Below are 15,000 nucleotides of genomic sequence, written 5' to 3' on the forward strand. Positions count from 1 at the left end.
TGGAGTGCCTTTCGGCATCAATGAGTGAAGTAGCGGCTAGCGGTGAGATGCCACCACGCGGTGGTGTCAGCGACAATGCCAAACCGGCACGTTCGCTGTTTGCGACTGCGCGTGGCAATTTTCCGCTGCGCGTGCTCGGTTTCGTCGTCGTCTTCGCGTCAGTGCTGATGTCGTCGCTTTCGTTCCTGATCCTCTCAGGCACGACCAATATCGAACCCTCGACCACCGTTTGGACCATCATCTGGATCGCCACCGGCGTTCTGGTTCTGCTGGTTATCGCGCTGATCGTCACCGAGGCTGTGCTGCTGATTCAGGCGCGGGTTCAGGGGCAGGCGGGCGCGGCGATGCAGATCCGCATGGTGACGATGTTCGCACTCGTCGCCGCCATTCCAGCCGCGCTGGTGGCTGTAGTTGCCACCATCTCCCTCAACCAGGGCCTGGACCAGTGGTTCTCCGAGCGCACGCGCGCCATGGTGGAAAGCTCGCGCCTCGTCGCACGGTCCTACATGCTCGAGCACGCCCAGGTGCTGCGCGACGACGTTATCTGGGTCGCGACAGAGCTGGAGCAGGCGCACAATACCTATGTGGAGGACAAGGAGCGGTTCCAGCGCATCCTGACGGCGCTTGCCGTCACGCGGTCGCTGCCTTTCACCTCGCTTGTCACCTCCACCGGCGAAACCCTGATGCGCGCACAAATTGCGGTGCAGGGGGCCTATCCACGCCTACCAGACGGCATCACCGAAGGACTGGTCGAGGGCATTCCCGCCGCCATCGCGCCGGGGCGCGTCAACCTCGTCGGCTCAGTGATCAAGCTGCGCGGCTATGACGACACGTACTTGTTCGTCGCGCGCCCGGTTGAGGCCGAGGTGCTGGAGTACATGCAGCTCACCGACGAGAACATCACCGAATACCGCCAGTACGCGTCCAACCGCCTGGTGTTCCAGATCACCTTCACCATCATGTATGTCGGCCTGGCGGTGGTGCTGCTGCTGGCCGCGCTATGGATCGGTATCGCGCTGGCCAATCGCTTCGTCGATCCCATTCGAAACCTGATGATCGCGTCGAACCGCGTCAGCCGGGGTGACCTCGACGTGCAGGTTCCTGTGCGAGACGGAAGCGGTGACCTGCGCGACCTGTCAAACGGCTTCAACCGTATGACAGAGCAGCTCAAGAGCCAGCGGCTGGCACTGCTGGCGGCAAACGAAATGAATGAAAAGCGCCGCCAGTTTACCGAGGCAGTGGTGGAAGGCGTATCGGCCGGCATTATCGGGCTTGATCCGTTTGGCGCCGTAACGCTGGTCAATGCGCGCGCCTGCGAGATGCTCAACCGTCGCGAAATCGACCTGATGGGCGAGCCCATCGAAAAGGTTATGCCGCAACTAGCCCCGACGCTTGAGCGCGCCCGCTCGGCACGGCGCGGACAGGTACGTGACCAGATCCAGCTCGGCAACGAAACCGACCGGCGCACCTATCAGGTGCAGCTGACGCGTGAAGGCTCGATCACCGAATCCAAGGGCTATGTGCTGACTTTCGACGACATCACCGAACTCGAGTCTGCGCAGCGCACCAGTGCCTGGGCGGACGTGGCGCGCCGTATCGCCCATGAGATCAAGAACCCGCTCACGCCGATCCAGCTCTCCGCCGAGCGGCTGCGCCGCCGCTATGGCAGCAAGCTCGAGGATGACCGCGAGATATTCGACAAGTGCATTAACACCATCGTCCGGCAGGTGGGCGATATCGGTCGAATGGTCGACGAATTCTCGGCCTTTGCACGCATGCCTGAAGCCGCACCCGAAATGGCCGACCTCACGGATACCATCCGCCAGGCGGTTTTCCTGGAGAGCGTGCGCCTGCCGCAGATCACCATCAACACCATACTGCCCGACGAGGCGATCTATGCGTGGTTCGATAACCGCTTGATCGCCCAGTCGCTGACCAACCTAATCAAGAACGCCGTAGAAGCGTTTGAATCCATTGATATGTCCGGCGATTGGCACCCCACGATCACTGTGGAGGCCCAGATCGAAGGCAACCACGCCCGGGTCGCCATTTCCGACAACGGCAAGGGCTGGCCGAAGGACAATCGCCAGCGTCTCCTCGAACCCTATATGACGACGCGCGAGAAGGGCACTGGCCTCGGCCTCGCAATCGTCGCCAAAATCATCGAACAGCATGGTGGCATAGTGGAACTGATCGACGCGGAACCGGATCCAGAAGGCCGGGTCGGCGCCTGCGTGACATTCACGCTGCCCCTGCAGTCCCCAAGCAAATCTTCAGCGGCGGATCCTTCGACCCAGTCGGAGCCCGCGTCCGCCCAACAGGAGGAACCGCTCATCGCTGCGGTGGTTCATAAGTAATGGCACTCGACATCCTCATTATTGACGACGAAGACGATATCCGCGACCTGATTGCGGGCATTCTGGAAGACGAGGGCTTCGAGGCCCGGCAGGCCCACGACGCCGACAGCGGGCTAAACGAAATCGCAAGGCGCCGGCCAAGCCTGGTGTTTCTCGACATCTGGATGCAGGGGTCGCGTCTCGACGGGCTGCAGCTGCTCGACGTTTTCCAGAGCCAGCACCCCGATATGCCGGTGGTGATGATCTCGGGCCACGGCAACGTGGAAACCGCCGTTTCGGCCATTCGCCGCGGCGCTTACGACTATATCGAAAAGCCGTTCAAGATTGACCGGCTGCTGCACATCACCCAGCGTGCGATGGAAGCCACGCGGCTGCGAAACGAGGTTGCCGAGCTCAAGGAGCGATCTGCCACCAAGAGCGCCGACATGATGGGCACTTCGCCTGCTCTGCAGCAGGTTCGCGCCACCATTGAAAAGTCCGCGCCGACCAATTCGCGCATCTTTATCTCGGGGCCGTCGGGCGCGGGGAAGGGCCTCGTGGCCCGCATGATCCACCATCGCAGCCCGCGCGCGGATTCCCCATTCATCGAGATCAACGCCTCCCTCTATGCCCCCGAGGAAGTGCCGGTGGTACTGTTCGGCCGTGAGGCTCGCGAAAAGTCGGGCATCCTCAAGGTCGAGGTCGGCGCGCTGGAAAAGGCCCACGGCGGCACGCTCTATCTCTCCGAGGTCACGTCGCTGCCGGCGCAAACGCAGGCTGCCTTGCTGCGCACCCTGGTCGAAAACCGCTTCAACCGCGTTGGCGGCACGCAGGCCGTCCCCATTGACGTGCGCATCATTTCGTCGAGCTCGCAGAACGTCGCAGCACAGATCGAAACGGGTGAATTCCGGTCCGACCTGTTCCATCGCCTTTCCATCGTGCCACTGCCGCTGACCCCGCTCAAGGAGCGTCGCGAAGACGTGCCGCCGCTGGTGGCAACGTTCATCGAGCAGGTCGCGCGCATGCATAACCTGCAGCGTCTCACCGTGGGCGACGACGCCATGGCGGTGTTGCAGGCCCAAGAATGGCCGGGTAATGCCCGCCAGCTGCGCAACTCGATCGAGCGCCTGTTGATCCTGATGAAGGATCAGCAACCCGAGGACGGTGTCATTACCGCCGCCATGCTGCCGTCGGACATTGGTGAGGTCCTGCCCACGGTCGGTGATACCGACGCTTCGGCCCATCTCATGAGCCTGCCTCTGCGCGATGCCCGCGAAGTGTTCGAACGCCAGTACCTGCTGGCGCAGATCGAGCGCTTTGGCGGCAATATCTCCAAGACCGCGGAATTTGTCGGGATGGAGCGCAGCGCACTGCACCGAAAGATCAAGTCACTGGGGTTGTGAATTAAGTAGCCTGCCACCCGGCTGGTGCGGTAGGCATCAAAAACGTTCTGTGCCATAGTGATGGGCAATGTGTTGATCTGAGGATGGCGGGGACGACGCGGCAGTTCTGGTGCCATCCGAGCAAGCGTAGCAACGACAACAGCGATAACAAAAGCCGCGAAAAGAGGCCCGAATGCCCAGCGAAAAGCAACAAAATCTCCAGGATTCCTTCCTCAATCACGTTCGCAAGCAGAAGGTCCCTGTAACGATCTTTCTCGTGAACGGCGTAAAGCTGCAGGGCGTCATCACCTGGTTCGACAATTTCTGCCTGTTGCTGCGCCGCGATGCGCAATCGCAACTGGTCTATAAGCATGCCATCTCGACGATCATGCCAGGCGCGCCGATCCAGCTGTTCGACCCTGAGCAGAACAACGATAGCGATTAACGAGCTGCAATGACCGATTTTGACGACGAGGAGGCCGTCCAGAAGGGCGGCCCGCAGGCGTTTATTGACCGACGCGCCCAGACCACCAGGGCGGGCCTGGTCGTGCCCGATGTTCGCGGCCACGCGTCTCTGCACTCGATCGAAGCGCGCAAGTCAGAATTCGAAGGGCTAGCGGGCGCAATCGGCCTCGAAATCGTGTTCTCCGAGATCGTCAAGGTACGCGAAGTCAAACCCGCCACCTTTGTCGGAGGCGGCCATACCGAAGCGCTGGCGGCACGCGTCAAAAGCGACAAGATCGACCTGTTGCTCGTCGATGCCTCACTCACGGCAATCCAGCAGCGCAACCTCGAAAAAGAGACCGGCACCAAGGTGTTGGATCGGACAGCGCTGATCCTCGAGATCTTCGGCGAACGCGCCGCCACCCGAGAAGGTGTGCTACAGGTCGAGCTGGCCCACCTCAACTACCAGAAAGGGCGCCTCGTGCGCTCCTGGACCCACCTGGAGCGCCAGCGCGGCAGCGGTGGCTCAGGCTTCATGGGTGGTCCGGGCGAAACCCAGATCGAAAGCGACCGGCGCCAGATCGCCGACCGCATCGTGCTGCTCGAAGATCGCCTGGAAAAGGTCAAGAAGACCCGCGCCCAACAGCGCCAGAAGCGCCAGGGCACGCCCATCGTGGCGCTCGTCGGTTACACCAACGCCGGAAAATCCAGCCTGTTCAATGCCTTGACTGGGGCAGGGGTGTTCGCAAGGACCTCCTGTTCGCAACCCTGGACACCACGGTTCGCAAGCTCGAACTGCCGCACGGTCGCGAAGTCATCCTCAGCGACACCGTGGGTTTCGTCGCCGATCTCCCCACCGACCTGGTCGCCGCGTTCCGCGCGACGCTCGAGGAAGTGCTCGACGCCGACGTCATCCTGCATGCCCGCGACATCGCCAACCCCGATCATGCCGCGCAGGCTCAGGACGTGCTCAACGTGCTAGCCGAGCTAGGCGTTTCCACCGAAACCACGCCGATCATCGAGGTGTGGAACAAGGTGGATCTCTTGCCTGAGGATGCCCTGGTCGGCATCGTGCCTGTCGGCAAGGTCTCAGCCGTTGTGCCGGCTTCGGCGCTGACGGGATCGGGCCTGAATGAAGTCAAGCTGGCCATCGAAAAGGCCATCGGCGAGAAGAGCCGGACTTACCACGTTCACGTGCCTCATTCGGCCGGTTCGGATATCGGCTGGCTGCATGCGCATTCCGAGATTATCTCGCGCGACGAGCCAACCGAACTTGGTTCGGGCTTTGTCGTCCGCGTAGAACCCCGTCACAAGACGGAGTTCCTGGAGCGATTCAACGGACGTATCGAAAGCTCTGACGCCTAAGCCTTGTCCGCGGCGCGGATCTCGTTCCAGTAGCCATCGAGCCTTTCAAGGCCCGCTTCCTTGGGCTCGATGCCGTCTTCGCGGCAACGGGCCTCCACATGGTGGAAGCGCCGGGTAAACTTGTAATTTGCGTCACGCAAGGCCGCTTCGGCATCGACGCCTGAATGGCGCGCCAGGTTGGCCACGGCGAACAGCAGATCGCCGATTTCCTCATGCACGGCCGCCTGATCGCCAGAGGCCCGAGCTTCGGCAACCTCTGTTAGTTCTTCTTCGACCTTGGCCTTCACCGCATCGAAATCGGGCCAGTCGAAGCCGACCTTGGCGGCGCGCTTGGTCAGTTTCCCGGCCCGCGCAAGGGCAGGGAGCACATTGGGGACGTCGTCAAGGAGCGAGGGCGTCACCTCGCCCTTGCGAGCAGCCTTGGCGCTGCGCTCCTCGGCCTTGATGGCCTCCCAGCGGCGCTCGCTCGATGCTGCGCTACCGGCCTCATCGTCACCAAATACGTGGGGATGGCGCCGAATGAGCTTCTCGGTCACGCCGAAAATCACGTCACCGATGTCGAAGTGACCGGCTTCGCTGGCCATCTGCGCGTGATAGATCGGCTGCAGCAGCAGATCGCCCAGTTCCTCACGCAGATCGCCAAAATCCCCTCGCTCGATCGCGTCAGCCACTTCATAGGCTTCCTCGATCGTGTAGTGCCTGATGCTGGCGAAATCTTGTTCCAGATCCCAGGGGCAGCCGCCATCCGGATCGCGAAGCGCGGCCATGATTTCGATCAGGCGGGAGATATCGCGGGATGGCTTCATAATGCGTCTCATTGACTGGGAATCGTGGTGTTGCAGAGCTTAGCAGGTGCGGGCCGCAGGTCGGCTTCATCAGCACCGACTAATCCTCAAATGCGCTCGTGTCATCTCGATTGCGCGCATATCGATGTGCGACCGGAAATGCCGGCAGCCACGGTTCGCGGCGAACGGTCCAGCTCTCGTATGTGGGCACCAGCTGGCCAGGCTCATCAAGAGTTCCAAGATGAACCTCAATTTCGGCGCCGGTACGCGCAAAAACCGACGAGCCGCATCGTGGACAAAAGTGGCGCCCAGCGTACACGCCAGTGCTGCCGACAATCGTCACCGCATCCCGTGGGAACACGGCAGCGGCGTAGAAAAGAGCTCCATGGTGTTTGCGGCAATCGAGGCAGTGACAGATGCCAACACGAAGGGGCAGGCCCAAGGCCACCAGCCGAACATCACCGCACAAACATCCACCAGTGAACTCAACCATGCGACATCTCCTGGGCCAAGCCCAGTCTGGCGCACAGGGCGGTGGTTGTCAGCGCCTATCCTTTATTCGCATAATATATATTATGGAACTATCAGATTAGCGACGAACAGAAACCGGCCGTCAGTATCCAGCTCCAGTTTCGCACGACCTTCAACCACCAGCCGCTGCAGGTGTGCGTGGGCTTCGGTGAGCCCAAGGATGAGGCTGATGCCTTTGAGTGGTCGTCCGAACAATGTTTCGATCGCGTCGATGACCAGCGTGGGTCCGACAAGCGCCTCGTGGAGAACGTCAAGCTGCTCGCGGTGATGCTCGGCAATCTCAGCGGCCCGTTGACCAGCCGCAACGAATGCTGGACCATGACCGGGCAACGCCAGCATGTCAGAAGCGATTTCCGCGGCATCAGCCAGATAGTCGAAATATCGGCCCAGCGGATCGCCGTGGACGTCGGTTTCTTCGATCCCGATGTGCGGCGTGATCCGCATCAGCAGCTGATCACCAACAATCATGAGCCTGTCGCGCTCGTTCACCAGGATCGCCGGCGCCGGAGAATGCCCGGCACCAAGCTGTACCCGCCAAATGCCACCGCCGAGTTCAAGTTCGTCGCCCTCACTGAGAATGTTACAGCGTGATGGCAACCCCGTCGTCATTGGCCGATTTGACGCGCCAACCAGTTGCTCCAGCCAAGCAGGCTCAAGACCGCACTTGCGCAAATGCTCAGCATAGGCCGCAGTGCTCGCAGCATCGCGCAGCGCAGCCATTCGCTGCGCCCGATCCCATTCAACAGCGGTCATCCACAGAGGAACGCCCTGGCGCGACAGCAAATTGCCGACTTGACCCACATGATCGGGATGGAAATGCGTGCAGATGATCCGCGTTATCGGTCCATCGAGCTGAGCAAGGATCGCATCCCATTGCTCGGCAGTATCCGTATCAGCGAAGCCCGTATCGACCATTGCCCAACCCTGCCCGTCCCGCAGCGCCCAAACGTTGACGCCGCCCATCGGCGCGCCGGCCGACACCAGACGAAACCACAAAACGTCAGGATTGACCGGCACGACCTCGCCTCGCTCGGGCCCGCGTCCCAAAGGCTGCCGAGAATCTGCTTCAATCTGCTGGTTCATGCTGGTCTCTGGAATGTGCAACGCCGGCCGCGCTTTTGAGACGCGGCCGGTCTGAAATTTTGTCCGGCTGGTTTGGTACAGTCAGACCGCCGATGCAACGCCGAAATTCACTCAGCGATGCCAGATATGGTCACCGCCATCGGCCCTGGCAATACGCCCATGACTGTTGACAGGCTCGGCATTGCCATCGGTCAGGAAAGCGATACCGGCTTCATCTTCGGCGGGCACCTTGGCCAAAGTCCGGGCACCATCGGGTGTGCGAGCGACAATAACGCCGTGACGCGCCCTGCCCTCGCGATCATAGAGAACGGTGAACGTCTCGATAGTCGCGATCCCCTCATAGCTCTCGTCGATCCGCGGCATTTCCTCCCGCGCCTGATCGGCCACCGCCTGATAGTTGAAGTCCTGCGGAAACCGGGCGTGATCCATGGGCTTGTTTGACAGCACAATCGAGTGATTGTGCGTGGCAAAGCCGCCATTGGCGAAAAGTAGGCCATAGGTGCCGCCCTGGCGCAGCAACTTGACCATATTGACCACGGCGTGAGCCATGTAATTGCCGATTGGCCCACCGCCGAAGGTCAGCCCGCCAAAAACTGTGGCCGGCTTGTCGAGCGGCCAATCGAGCACGCGCCGCGCCATCTTCGGAACGCATGGGAAGCAGCTATAGAGCTCCACGTGATCCAGATCGGCGTTGGTCAGGCCATTGAGCTCCATGGTCTTGGAGATCGAAACGATCATCGACGGTGAACGGTCATAGCGGTCACGATAAAGCGGCTCGTGATCCTCATGCGCAGCGGCGCCAAGGCCGATATAGATCAGCCTGCTCTCGTCGACACCGCGCCGGCGCGCTTCAGCGAGGCTGGTGACGATATAGCCGGCGCCTTGGTTGACCGAACTGTTGGCAACCATAAGCTTGTTATACGGGTGCGAGATTGGCCGATTGCTGGGCGACGGCGTCTGGATTTCCTCTGATGTTGCGCCCTTCCGCAGCCAAGCGCCATCCGTATCCTTGGCCACCGCGGCAAAGCGCGACCAGATCGCACCGGACTCCGCTTGGCCTTCGGCGAGAGTCTGCCCATAGGCAGCGCGTCCTGCGTTTTCATAGAGCGGATAGACATCGACCGGGCCGTTGAGCCCATAGCGACGGCGATATGGCGGGCTCATCGAGGCCGACATGTCGGCAACCGTGCTGAACTGGGGGCGCCCTTCTGCAGCCGCCTTCTTGGCAAAGTGAGCGGCGGTGCGCAGGGCCTCGCCGCCGACCACGGCCGCCACCTTGACCGTCCCGGCCCCGATCAGGTTTGCCGCCTCATTCAACAGCAGCACAGGGCTATCGCCATTGGCCTGCTCGGTCGTGGAGAGCAGTTTGGGCTTGGCGCCAATGCTGGCGGCCAGTGCCGGTGCGATCTCGCCGAGTTGCGGCCAGGAGATCTGGTCCACAGTAGCGAGGGACTCGATGTCGCCAAGCCAACCACCGCCGGCGTCGGTATCGGCCGCCTCCAGCGCCTTTTTCATCAACCCGCGAGAGTCGAGACCGAGGTCAGGATTCTCGGGCCGGTCGGAAAATTCGCCAACCCCGACGATGACTGCAATTCGTTCTGCATCCATGCTCATGGCTCTCTCCCTATCGCGCCTTCCAGACCGGTTCGCGTTTTTGTGCAAAGGCGAGCGGACCTTCCTTGGCATCTTCCGATGTCATCAATGGCCCGATCTCGCGGATCGTCCGTCCCCAATGCGCGTCGTCGGCAGCCATGCGCCCATCATCGATGGCCATGGCGATACGCTTCGAGGCCTGCACCGAAAGCGGCGCATTGACGACAATGCGCGCGGCCAGCTCCAGTGCCGCTTCCATCAGCTGGTCGAAGGACACCACCTTGTTGACCAAACCCAGTTCATAGGCGCGCTCAGCGCTGATGCGCTCCCCGGTCAGCAGCATTTCCATGCCGATCTTGCGCGGCAGTTGCTGGATAATGCGGAACGCTCCGCCGGCACCGGCGATAATCCCTCGCTTGACCTCCGGCAGGCCGAAGAAGGCCGTGTCGGCCGCAACCACCAGGTCTGCGGCCAGCGAGATTTCCGTGCCGCCACCGAGGGCGAAGCCATTCACTGCCGCAATGATTGGCTTGGAAATGGGATGCGAGACAAAGCCGGCAAAGCCCCAGGCGGCCTGTGCCGGATCGTCCGGCTGCAGGCTTTCCCCACGCGACACCGCCACGAGGTCGGCCCCGGCGCAAAATGCCTTGTCCCCTGCCCCAGTCAGGATCACGACCCGGATCTCCGGATCGGCCTCTGCATCTTCGAGGGCCAAACCAATCCCCAAATGGGTATGGACGTTGACCGCGTTGCGGGCTTCCGGCCGGTTCATCGTCACAATCATGACGTGGCCGCGCTTTTCAACCAGAACTGCCGTGTTGGCGTGCTGCATTATTCGTCCTCCCAATTATTCCGCAGCCTGGCTTTGCAGGGGCGTTTCCAAGATTTCATCCGCGACGAGACGACTAATTTGCTCAGCGTCCAGCCCGAGCCAGTCGGCGACGACTTCTTCCGTGTGCTCGCCAACGAGGGGCGCTGCGCGAACCGGCGGATCGGGCAAATGCGTCGACTGCACCGGAGCATTCTCCGCCAGCATTTCCGCCCCGATATGCGGGTGGATTTCGCTGCGGAAGAACCGGCGCTGGCGGAAGTAGTCCCACTCCGGAAGGTCAGCGACGCGCATCATCATCCCAGCCGGAATGCCCGCCTTCTGCAGCAGATGCATGGCATCGCGCGGCGTCCTGTCGGCCAGCCAGGCCTTCACCCACCCTTCGATGCGAGCCGCCTGCTCACGCCGCCCGTCCGCAGTTTGCAGCTGCGGATCGAGCGCAAGATCCGCGGCCCCCATGACCTGGCACAGTGCCTGCCAATCGGCATCGTTACGCACGGTAACAGCGCACCACTCGTCATCCCCCTTGCAGGGATACAGCCCCCAGGGGGCATCGGGCGGAGCGTCGCTGATGCCAGCCTTGAGCTTGGCAATATCGATGGCCATGTGACCCAGCATGATTTCGGATTGCGCGATCGAGACCGTGCCACCCCGCCCCGTACGCAGTCTGCGGTTCAGCAGCGACAGCGCGCCGATCACCCCAAAGCGGGCGGCCGTGTGGTCCGGATAGATCGTCACCGAGTCCGAAAAGCTCTCGGGATCGTCCTGATAGCGCCACTTGTCGGTGAGCCCGGCATTGGCGCGCACAAGCGGGCCATAGCCCATTCGACCGCTCCACGGCCCCGTGGGGCCGAACGCCGAGCTGTCTACCATCACCACGCCAGGATTGATGGCGCTAATCTGATCGTAGCCGAGACCGAGCTTGTCGAGCGTGCCCGGCTTGAAGTTGGAGAGGATGATGTCGGCCTGCTCGGCCAGTTTCAGAAACAGCGCGCGGCCTTCGGGATGTTTCAGATTAACGCCCAGGCCCCGCTTATTGCGGTGACCAACGGCGAAGCTGATCGAAATGGCCTCGCCCGACATGGACTGACGCGAGCCATCGGGAAAAGCGCGGGCCTCCACCTTGATGACGTCGGCACCCTGGTCGGCCAACAGTCGCCCCTGGTCCGCGCCCACCACGATGACTCCCATATCGAGCACTTTGATACCTGCCAGAGGACGGGCATCTGAAGCATGGTCCGCGGCCGCTTGCTTCTTTCCTCCTCCGACGGTCCCTGCATATTCACCAAGCGCAGGCGCCCCTGCCTTCGGCCCGACGCGGTGGCCGTCAATCACCATCACGCCGTTCGGCAGATGCACCGAGCCACCGTCTGGCGTTGTCGTTTCGATGATGGCCTGCCGGGCAGCGATCTGGTCGGTTTGCAGAGTTTCTTCCAGCGTCAGCAACGCCCCGATCGGCACGCCATTTTGCTCGCCCTCAAGTTCCAGCTCGGCGCGGGTCTTGGTCAGGAAGAAGGCCTCGATCGCCGGATTAAGCGTCGTTGAGCCAAACCGTTCGTGCAGTTTGTTGTATTTCGGGTCCGCGAACTCGGCGGGACTTCCCATCCAGGCAAACATCGACTGCCACTGTCGCGGCGACAGCACGCAGATGCGCACATGGCCATCCTTGCACTTGAGGATGGGGTAAAACACACCGCGCGGCGGGCGAGACCGTGGCAAGTCGCTGGGCCGGGTGCCCGATGCGGCACTACCACCAATGCCATATCCCGGGTCCAGCGCCTGACTGGCGCCGTCGAGCGCCGAATAGTCCAGATGCCCGCCCTGCCCCGTCCGGACCGCATGGAACAGCGCCAGCGATGCCACATAGGCGCCCTGAGACGCCGACGCACCCAAGCCAATCTGGGCGGGTGGAACCAAAGGCGCCCTCCCCGTCAGGCCCGATCGGGCCAATTCGCTGGAGAGGGCCAAAAAGATAGGGTCAGTCGCCGACCAGGATGAGAATGAGTTGCCAACGCCGAAATCGGAAACCGACATCACCACGAGGTCTGGTCGATCCCTGCGCAGCTCGCTGGGCGAAAGCGGAAACGCAGCCTTGGGCGACGCGTCAAGCAGCACCAGGCTCGCTCGATCAATCATTCCCGCCAGCTTGGCAATATCGGCTGGATTATCGCGATCGATAACTGTGCTGCGCTTACCGGCATTCAACGCCGTGAATTCGATGACTTCAGAACGATTTCCAGCGAGAGGGCGATCTACCTGTCCGCCAAGCGGTTCGATTCGCACTACTTCTGCGCCAAGTTCTGCTAGCGTCCTCCCGATCGCTGCGAACGGACCCGGAACAAAATCAAGCACGTAATTGCCTGACAATGGCCGATCCAGGGTCGTATTCATTGCAGGGCCTCCCTTCCTAGCATATGGATAAACCAAGCACCTATTAACGGACGATGCCCGTCCAAAATACGTCAAACGAGAGTCGATGCAAGAGCCCGTTGCCAAGCCTGTCGCAAAACGCCCTGCTTCCGGGAGGGGAAGGCCCAAAGACCCTCTTTTGGAATCAAAGGTTTATGAGGCCGCCATAAAACTTTATTCCGATGCCGGATGGAGCGGGTTCAACTTCGAGCAGATTTCCAAGCTCGCCGGCGTGGGAAAAGCTGCCCTCTACAGCCGTTGGCCGACGCGCGAAGAACTGCTGGTCGCGACCTTTGAAACCCGCTGGTCGGCGCTTTCCGCCATCGATACGGGCTCCCTCAAGGGGGATATTCTGGCGGTCGCCGAATTCGCCATGTGGCGCTACACGACCTCAAATATCGTCCTGCACATGCAGGTTGATGGGCGGCGCGACGAAGAGTTCCGCAAGATGGCAACACCGTTTGCCAGCAGGACGACTCAGGCCATCCGTTCGATTCTGGAGCGTTGGGTCGATCGAGGCGGGCTATCGCCGGACGAGAATGTCGACCTGTTGGTCAACATGCTGATGGGCACCATCACGTCCCGGGTTGCACGGATCGAAATGCAGCCGATGAACCATGATCAACCCGAAGCCAGGCAGTTCATCGAGGATCTGGTTGAGTTCATGATGCGCGCTCTCACGGCGCCCCGAGGAGACAGTTCGCCGCAGACCAAAGTCGAATGAGCGGCATAACGTTCTGATTTTTCTACCTGATTATTCCTGAGCATCAGATTTTCGTTCAGGGAACCCGACTGCCCCCTTGCGCGGCAGTCGAACGCGCATATTATGGACGCATGCCGTCTGTAATGCAGACCAGCGATTTGGCTTCCCTTGGGAGGGGGGGCCGAGCGAAATAAAGACCCTGAACGGGCACGGTCCAACGACGCGGCATGCTCCAATAATCCAGACATGCCAAGGGAGGGTCGTGTCTATGCGCGCTCGGCATCTTACGAGTTCAACTCGTCGTACTTCTTACGTTTCGATCGTGGCCGTATCATTGGGTGCGCTGCTCGTCGCGGCCGCCCCGGCTATGGCACAAGGCGTGCCCTACGGAGCGCCGAAGGAAGACTTCATCGCGGCCCTTGCGGACATGGACCCCGTCGAGATGGTCATGCAGTCGGTGTCCTCGCCCGGCAATGCCAACAGCCTGCCCACAGAACGCTATGCTGCCGCTGTTGAGGAATGGTCGGGCGGCAAGATCACGGTCAAGATCGTCTACGGCTCCGCGATCATGCAGGGCAACACGGCCCCCGCGATTGCCGATGGCCGCATCACCTATGGCGGCGTAATCGCCCAGTATGATCCGTCCAATCTGCCAACCAGCGCCGCGCTGGTCGATCTGACCTTCGCATCCAACGCCCTGCCTTTCGCCGGCGTGCTGCAAAGCTGGGGCATGATGCTCGAAACCGGCAATGCGAACGAGCGTGCCTGGGAAGAGCAGCGCGACTATGGCGTCGAACCCGGCTTCGTCGTCAGCGGAGTCAACCCAAGCGGTCTTTTCTGCCGCGAGCCCCGCAGCACTTTGGCCGATCTGAAAGGCGTTCAGACCCGCACCGGCGGCGTAATGCATGCGCGCCAGATCGAAGGCATCGGCGCAGCCAACGTCTCGCTCCCCTACAGCGAAATGTTCGAGGGCCTGCAGCGGGGCATCATCGATTGCGCCCTGACCAATCTGAGCACGGCCGTTGTCGCCGGCATTATTCCCGTCGCGCCGTACCACACTACGGTTCGCGACCATAATTTCGCACTGACCGCGACCAACGTCGCCTTCGACCAGGTATTCTGGGAAGAGATCCCGCTCGAAGCCCGCCAGCTCCTCTACGACCTCCAGAAGGTCTACATCGATGCCAGCATCCGAACGCTCTACCTCGGCGCGCAGGAAGGCCTGCAGATTGCGGCAAGCAGCGGCGGCAAAGTTGAGGTGATGGATGAGGCTGCAAATGATCAACTCGCTTCCGTCAACGACGAGCTGTTGAACGACCTGCGCCAAAGCCCCTATTTCGACGACGGCAATGCGGTGGTGGATACCCTGCTTGCCGCCTCCACCAAGTGGGACGGCATCGTCGAAGAACTGGGTTACACCGCCATGGACCCAGGCTGGCCAAACTTCGGCACTTGGTATGATGATGCCGCCATCGACCTCACGCCCTACATTGACCGTCTCTACCAAGAGACCATGCTGCAATACCGTCCGGAGTAACGG

Annotated in this window: 11 protein-coding genes and 1 pseudogene; 6 read left to right on the top strand and 6 right to left on the bottom strand. The window is 61.4% G+C overall.

What is annotated here, in order from left to right; all coding sequences use genetic code 11:
* Positions 1-20: 20 nt before the first annotated feature.
* The 4 genes and pseudogenes from ACZ5WT_RS16225 (at position 21) to hflX (ending at position 5,527) form a co-directional block, all read left to right on the top strand.
* On the top strand, positions 21-2,357 hold the full coding sequence (locus ACZ5WT_RS16225) for a sensor histidine kinase NtrY-like (protein WP_464284807.1): 2,337 nt from the start codon (positions 21-23) through the stop codon (positions 2,355-2,357).
* Entirely contained in the window at positions 2,357-3,739 is a 1,383-nt protein-coding gene (gene ntrX / locus ACZ5WT_RS16230) for a nitrogen assimilation response regulator NtrX (protein ID WP_464284808.1), read from the top strand. The genes ACZ5WT_RS16225 and ntrX overlap by 1 nt, the downstream gene beginning before the upstream one ends.
* A gap of 172 nt (positions 3,740-3,911) precedes the next feature.
* A complete protein-coding gene (gene hfq / locus ACZ5WT_RS16235; RefSeq protein WP_323015511.1) occupies positions 3,912-4,163 on the top strand; it encodes an RNA chaperone Hfq in 252 nt (83 codons plus the stop codon).
* A 9-nt stretch (positions 4,164-4,172) separates the two neighbouring features.
* Positions 4,173-5,527 (top strand): annotated as a pseudogene (gene hflX, locus ACZ5WT_RS16240) (GTPase HflX).
* On the opposite strand, the gene mazG reads toward hflX, so the two are convergent.
* The 6 genes from mazG to ACZ5WT_RS16270 form a co-directional block, all read right to left on the bottom strand.
* Positions 5,524-6,333, bottom strand: a complete 810-nt coding sequence (mazG, locus tag ACZ5WT_RS16245) for a nucleoside triphosphate pyrophosphohydrolase (RefSeq protein ID WP_464284809.1) — start codon at positions 6,331-6,333, stop codon at positions 5,524-5,526. The pseudogene hflX and the gene mazG overlap by 4 nt on opposite strands.
* Before the next feature lie 79 nt (positions 6,334-6,412).
* Positions 6,413-6,805 (bottom strand): GFA family protein, encoded by a 393-nt coding sequence (locus ACZ5WT_RS16250; RefSeq protein WP_464284810.1) that lies wholly within the window; start codon positions 6,803-6,805, stop codon positions 6,413-6,415.
* Positions 6,806-6,885: 80 nt separating this feature from the next.
* On the bottom strand, positions 6,886-7,926 hold the full coding sequence (locus tag ACZ5WT_RS16255; RefSeq protein WP_464284811.1) for an MBL fold metallo-hydrolase: 1,041 nt from the start codon (positions 7,924-7,926) through the stop codon (positions 6,886-6,888).
* Between the two features lie 111 nt (positions 7,927-8,037).
* Complete coding sequence (locus tag ACZ5WT_RS16260; RefSeq protein WP_464284812.1) at positions 8,038-9,540, bottom strand: acetyl-CoA acetyltransferase; 1,503 nt, start codon at positions 9,538-9,540, stop codon at positions 8,038-8,040.
* Positions 9,541-9,550: 10 nt separating this feature from the next.
* Positions 9,551-10,351 carry a crotonase/enoyl-CoA hydratase family protein gene (locus ACZ5WT_RS16265; protein ID WP_464284813.1) on the bottom strand — a complete coding sequence of 267 codons (801 nt, stop codon included), beginning with the start codon at positions 10,349-10,351 and terminating at the stop codon, positions 9,551-9,553.
* Positions 10,352-10,366: 15 nt separating this feature from the next.
* Positions 10,367-12,844: a CaiB/BaiF CoA-transferase family protein gene (locus ACZ5WT_RS16270; protein WP_464284814.1), complete on the bottom strand. Its 2,478-nt coding sequence runs from the start codon at positions 12,842-12,844 to the stop codon at positions 10,367-10,369.
* Here ACZ5WT_RS16270 and ACZ5WT_RS16275 point away from each other — a divergent pair.
* Together ACZ5WT_RS16275 and ACZ5WT_RS16280 are read left to right on the top strand one after the other, a co-directional pair.
* The gene (locus ACZ5WT_RS16275; protein WP_464284815.1) at positions 12,825-13,481 is read left to right on the top strand and encodes a TetR/AcrR family transcriptional regulator; all 657 of its coding nucleotides are present in this window, start codon (positions 12,825-12,827) and stop codon (positions 13,479-13,481) included. The genes ACZ5WT_RS16270 and ACZ5WT_RS16275 overlap by 20 nt on opposite strands.
* Before the next feature lie 301 nt (positions 13,482-13,782).
* Complete coding sequence (locus tag ACZ5WT_RS16280; RefSeq protein WP_464284816.1) at positions 13,783-14,997, top strand: type 2 periplasmic-binding domain-containing protein; 1,215 nt, start codon at positions 13,783-13,785, stop codon at positions 14,995-14,997.
* The last annotated feature ends 3 nt before the right edge of the window (positions 14,998-15,000 follow it).

The sequence above is a fragment of the Devosia sp. T2-14 genome, from assembly GCF_055397495.1.